Raw genomic sequence first — 6085 nt, forward strand, 5'->3', positions numbered from 1 at the left:
CCTGGCGGCACAGGGCCCGGGGGGCACGGGGGCGAACGGCCAGGGGAGCGACGGCACCGGGACGGACAGCGCGGGGCAGGCGAGCGTCGGGAAGGCGGGCAAGGGACAGACCGGCGCTGGGCAGGCGGGCAACGGGCAGGCGCTTGTCTTCGGTGAGGCCGCCGCCGCGCTCGCTGGGCTGCCCGCCGACCGGCAGGTGCTGCTCAGCGGGCCCTCGAAGACCCGGTACCTGTTGCTGCGCGGCGTCAAGTACCCCGTCCCCGGCGACTCGACGCTGATCGCCCTCGGTCTGGACGACCAGGCGGCGCTCCCCGCCACCGCCGACTGGCTGGCCGCCGTGCCCACGGGCGCCGCGCTCGCCGCGCCTGTGCCGGCCGGTGCCGGGAAGACGGCGGGCCAGGTCGCCGGGCTGCCCGCGAAGGTCGGCCAGGTCTTCCGCACCAGCACCAGCACAGACGGCACCAGCGGCACGGTGCACTACTACGTGATGCGCTCCGACGGCCTCGCCCGCGTCAACGCCACCGAGTACGCCCTGCTCGCCGCCCGTCCCGGCGCTCCGGCCCCGCGGCAGGTCGGGCAGTCGGACATCGCGGCCGCGCCGGTCTCGGCGGACGACGCCACGACCGGCCGGGTACCGGACCTGACCGGCGTCCACGCCCTGCCCGGCGGCACCGTCTGCCTGACGCAGGCGGCGGACGGCCGGGCCAGGATCACCGTGGGCCCGCCCGGCGCCGGGGGGATCGTCCTGCCGGCCGGCGGCGGGGTCCTGGCCGTCCCCGACAGCTCGTCGGCCGGCACCGGGACCGGGACCGGGACCGGGACCGGGACCGGAGCCGGAGCCGAGTACCTGATCACCGAGCAGGGCCTGAAGTACCGGATCGCCGACAGCGACGCCGCGCGGGCCCTCGGATTCGGCGACGCCAAGCACCGGCTCGCGCTGCCCGCGGGCGTCCTCGCCCTCGTTCCCGACGGACCGGCGCTCAGCCGCGCCGCCGCGGCGAAGGGCTGAGCCCGGTGGCCCGGCTCCGCCTTCGCTCGACACTCGTGGGCGAGACCCTGCTCATCCACCCCAAGGGCAGGTTCGACCACCGGGCGGCCGCGTTCGCCGGCGGGATCGCCCCGGACCCGCTGCACACGCTCGCCGTGGTGGACCTGCCCGGCAGTTCGCCGGCCACCGAATGGGAGGCGGTGGCCCGGCTGCTGTCGGCCGCGCGGTACGGCAGCCCGCGGCTGGTCTTCGGCCGGGGCGCACCGGGCGACATCCGTACCGCGTGCCGCCACATCGCCGACCGGCTCGGGCGTGAGGTGCTGGCCGCCGACGGCGACCTCGTGCCGACCGTCGACGGCGGCCTGTTCGTGCCCGGCGACGACGGCGCCGCCTGGCTGCGGTTCCGGCCGGGCCACGATCCCGAGCCGGTGGCGCAGCGCTTCCCCAAACCGCACTGGGAGTTCTCCGCGCCGGTCCGCACCACGCCGGCCGGCACCGGCACCGTGGCGCGGCCGCTACCCGCGGGCGTATGGCTGCACCACGCCGGCCCAGGCCCAGGCCCCGACGCCGATACCGACGCCCGTGCGACGCGGCACCGGTACGCGGTCGAGGCCGTACCCATCGACCCGCACCTCTACCTGGTCGTCCTCGGCAGCCCCGGCACCCCGCCGCTGCCCCTCGGCGACGTGGCCCGCTTCTGGGACACCGTGCTCCCCGGCGCCCGCCCCGCGGTGCGCTTCGTCCTGTACGGCGCCCTCGACGTGCCCGGCGACCGCACCGAGCCCGGGCAGGCGCTCGCCGACGCCCTGGGCCACCCCGCCGTCCTGTACGACGGGCTGCCCCGCACCGAGCCCGGCGACCGGACCGTCCCGGCCGGTACGACCTACCTCCCCACCGCCCAGGCGGCCCCGGCACCGGCACCGGCCGCCGACGACTCCCCCGCACCACCCCGGCCGTCCCTGCCATCCCTGCCGCCCATCCGCACGGAGTCCGGCGACGACGCGTCGGCGTCACCCATGGCGCGTCCTCCGCAGCGGCCCGCCGAACACGGCACCGGGGATGCGACAGACCTCTCGGAGGCCCCGACAGTCCGCAACGCGACCGACACGGCCACGGACACCGACACCGACACCGGCACCGGCACCGGCACCGGCACCGAGAGCAGGGACCCGGTCAGGGAGCCCACCCTCGGCGCGGCGGACCTCGACGAGGCCCCCACCGTCCGCAGCAGATCCCGCGCGACGCGCACGAGACCCCCCGCCGCCCCGAAGGAAGCGGACGCCGAGCCTGCACTGGCACCTGCACCGGCACCCGGGACCGCCCTCACAAGCGCGCCCGAGCCCGCAGCCGAACCCACCCCCGCCCCGCTCCCAGCACCCGGGACCGCCCCGCCGCCCCGACCGGTGCTCCCAGCCACCCCCGCAGGCGCACCCGAGCCCGCGGCCGAACCCACGTCCGCCCCGGTGGCCGCTGCCTCTCCCAACGTCACCACCCCTGACGCCACCGCCTCCCCATCTCCCCCTCCAGGCTCCGGTCTCAGCCCCGGTGCTCGGCCCGTGCCGCCCGCCGCGCCGCGGTTCCGGTTGGAGTCGGCCGCGCCCGATGCCGAGATCGGCGGCATCCCGGACGCCTCAGCCGTCGCCGATGCCGACGACACCGGCGACGACGGCCTCCACGCTCCCCTCCCTTCGGCCGGTCCCGAGCGCGGCACCGGCGGCACCGGCGACGTCGGCGCCCCGGCGTCCGCGGGAGCGGAGGCCGTGCGGGTGCAGCCAGTGCCGCGGGCCGCGGCGCGGGCGCTGCCGCCGGAGCGCGGTGTCGCGCAGGAGCGGGACTGGATGCGCCGTACCTTCGGCGAGCAGTACAACGCCCTGGCCGGCTCCGTCTCACGCGTGATGTCGGAGACGCCCGGACTGCGCGGCCGGTCCAGGGCGGAGGCGGCGGACGCGCTGACCGACCTGGTCGCCGTACGCCTGTACCTGTCCGGTGACTCCCGCCGGGCCGACGCCGCCGTGCGCGAGGCCGTACCGGGACCGCACGTGCCGCTGGCGCGCTGCGTGACGGCCGGGCTGCGGCGGCTGCCCTCCTACCGGGGCCCGGCCCTGCTCCGTACCCGGCTCACCGACGCGGAACGCGCCTGGTACCGCGAGGGCGGACGGGCCACCGAGTGGGCCTTCTGCCACGCCCGTACGTCGCTGCACCCCGGCCCGCGCGGCAGCGGCGCCACCGACGTCCTGATCTGGTCGATGACCGCGCGGCGGACCAGTTCGCTGGACCCGGCCGTCCCCGACCGGGTGGTGTTCCTGCCCGGCACCGTCTTCAAGGTGCTGCGCGCCGAGGGCCCCGCCCTGCTGATGCGTGAGCTGTCCCCGTCGGAAGCCGCCCGCAGCGGCGACGGCGGCCCGGACGAGGTGACGGCGAAGCTCGACGAGATCGCCGTACAGGGCCTGGCGAAGATTCTGGACGCGCTGGAGCGGGCCGGCACCGACGCCGCAACCGAGAGCGCCGATCCCCCCGGACTGATCGTGACCCCCCGTGCGGTCCGCACAGAAGGAGCCCAGCCGTGAGCAGACAGGTCCTGCTGGTCTCCCCGGACCGCCCGGGCGCCCACCGTACGATCGCCGGCGCGCTGGCCGAGGCGGCGGAAGGGGCGCTGATCACGGTCGCCCCCGGCCGCTACGAGGAGGCGCTGGACATCGTCCGGCCGGTGTCGCTGGCGGCGGAGGGCGGTGCCGGGACCGTACGGGTGCACGCGACCGCCGGGAGCACGGTCGTGGTGCGGGCCGAGGCGGTACGGCTGTCCGGGCTCGTCCTGTCGGGCGCGGACCGGGAGGCCCCGGTCCTCGACCTGCGGCGCGGGCAGTCGGCGCTGGACGACTGCCGGATCGAGGGCACGGCGTGGACGGCCGTGCTCGCCTGGGACGAGGGCACGCTGGCCGCCCGCGGCTGCCGGGTGACCAACCCGCACGGCGCGGGCGTGGTGGTCACCTCGCACGGTGGCAGCGTGCTGTCCGGCACCGAGATCACCGAGGCCGGTTCCTCGGCGGTGGTGGTCGCCGAGCACGGCCGCCTCGACCTCCGGGACTGCCGGCTGGACCGTCCCCGGGGCAACGGCGTCTGCGTCAACGGCAACGCCGCCGCGACCGTCGAGGACACCGTGGTCACCGGCAGCGGCAAGCCCGCGCTCGCCGTCGAGCAGGAGGCCCGCGCCGCCCTGCGCCGGGTCACCGTGACCGGCAGCACCGCGCTGGACGCGTACCTGACCGGGCGGGGCGAGACCACGCTCACCGACTGCGCGTTCTCCGGTTCGGGCGGGCAGTCCGTGCACATCGCCGACGGGGCGGCGCCGCACCTGTTCGGCTGCACGGTCACCGGCGCGGCCCGCAGCGGGGTCCAGGTCACCGGGGGTGCCCGGCCCCGCCTGGAGGACTGCGAGATCACCGGTACCCCGGTCGGGCTCCACGTCACCGGTGCGGCGACCGACGTCCGGGCGACGGGACTCGTCGTCCGGGACGCCGCCACGGCGGCCGTGCAGGCCGTCGACTCCGGGACGGCCGAACTGGAACGGCTCACCGTCACCGGCACCGGGGGCGCCGGGGTCCGGGCGCAGGGCGGTGCCCGGGTGACCCTGCGGGACGCCGAGATCGCGGTGAGCGGCGACGGTCAGGGGACAGGCGGGCCCACCGGGACGAAGGGACCGACGGGACCGAGGGGGACGACGGGGACGGCGGGGCAGACGGGGACGGCGGGGCCGACGGGGCTGGGCCTCGGAGGGTCGGCGAGCGTGTTCGTGGCCGGGTCCGTCCTGCGCGGCTGCGGCGCGGTCGTCGGGGAGGACGCGGAACTGACCGCGCACGACACCGAGTTCACCGGATCTCCGGGTGACGCGGTGCGGGTCCTCGCGGGCGGTTCGTTCACCGCCGTCGGGTGCCGGATGACCGGCGCGCGGGGCCGGGGCGTCAACGCCCACGCCGACGCCCGTACCGACCTGGGCAACTGCGTGCTCCAGGACAACGCCGGCGACGCACCCACCGACCGGACGGACACCGACGCCGGCCGTGACTCCGGCCACGGCGCCGACCGTGACTTCGGCCGTGACGCCGGCCGGGACCTCGCCCGTGGCGCCGGCCCGGACGGTTCCGGGGCCCCCGGCCCGCCGCCCGCGGACCCGGACGTCTCGCGCGCCGCCACCGGCCCGCTGGCCGAACTGGACGCGCTGGTGGGCCTGGAGAGCGTCAAGCTGGAGGTCACCGGGCTGATCAACCTCAACAAGATGACCAAGCGGCGCACCGAGATGGGCCTGCCCATGCCGCCGATGAGCCGCCACCTCGTCTTCGCGGGACCGCCCGGCACCGGCAAGACGACCGTGGCCCGGCTCTACGGCGCGGTCCTCGCCGAGCTCGGCATCCTAGGCCAGGGGCACATCGTCGAGGTGGCCCGTGCCGACCTGGTCGCCCAGATCATCGGCGGGACCGCCATCAAGACCACGGAGGTCTTCAACCGGGCACTGGGCGGGGTGCTCTTCATCGACGAGGCGTACACGCTGACCAACCAGTCGCGGGGCACCGGGCCGGACTTCGGTCAGGAGGCCGTAGAGACGCTGATGAAGCTGATGGAGGACCACCGCGACGAGATCGTCGTCATCGCGGCCGGCTACTCGGAGCACATGGACCGGTTCCTCGCCTCCAACCCCGGTATGGCCTCCCGGTTCGCCCGGACGATCGAGTTCCCCAACTACGCGCCGGAGGAACTGGTCACCATCGTGCGCGGCCTGTGCGCCAAGCACTACTACGAACTCTCCGACGACGCCCTGGAGACGCTGTCCCGCTACTTCGAGGACGTCCCCAAGGGCCCGACCTTCGGCAACGGCCGGGTGGCCCGCCAGGTCTTCGAGTCGATGATCGGCTCCCAGGCGTCCCGTCTGGCCACCCACGCCCCGGCCCACGACAACGAACTGAGCCTCCTGACCGCCGCAGACGTCCCCTCAACCCCCCGCCCCACACCACCACCAGCACCCCCCGCCGCCCCGCCCCCACCTTCAGCACCAGCACCAGCACCAGCACCCAACACCACACCCACACCCGCCCCCACACCCAC

At 76.4% G+C, this 6085-nt stretch carries 3 protein-coding genes; all 3 read left to right on the forward strand.

All coding sequences use genetic code 11. The features are described from left to right. On the forward strand, window positions 1-1009 hold a 1009-nt coding region (locus MB828_RS15240; RefSeq protein WP_301648625.1), incomplete at its 5' end, for a type VII secretion protein EccB. Window positions 1010-1044: 35 nt separating this feature from the next. Next, window positions 1045-3555, forward strand: coding sequence for a hypothetical protein (locus MB828_RS15245; RefSeq protein ID WP_301648626.1), 2511 nt, complete (start codon window positions 1045-1047; stop codon window positions 3553-3555). After that, a partial coding sequence (locus MB828_RS15250; protein WP_301648627.1) for a right-handed parallel beta-helix repeat-containing protein occupies window positions 3552-6085 on the forward strand: 2534 nt, incomplete at its 3' end. The genes MB828_RS15245 and MB828_RS15250, both read left to right, overlap by 4 nt.

The organism is Streptomyces arenae (assembly GCF_022343545.1).
In the GTDB taxonomy this organism is placed as follows: Bacteria; Actinomycetota; Actinomycetes; order Streptomycetales; family Streptomycetaceae; genus Streptomyces; species Streptomyces humi.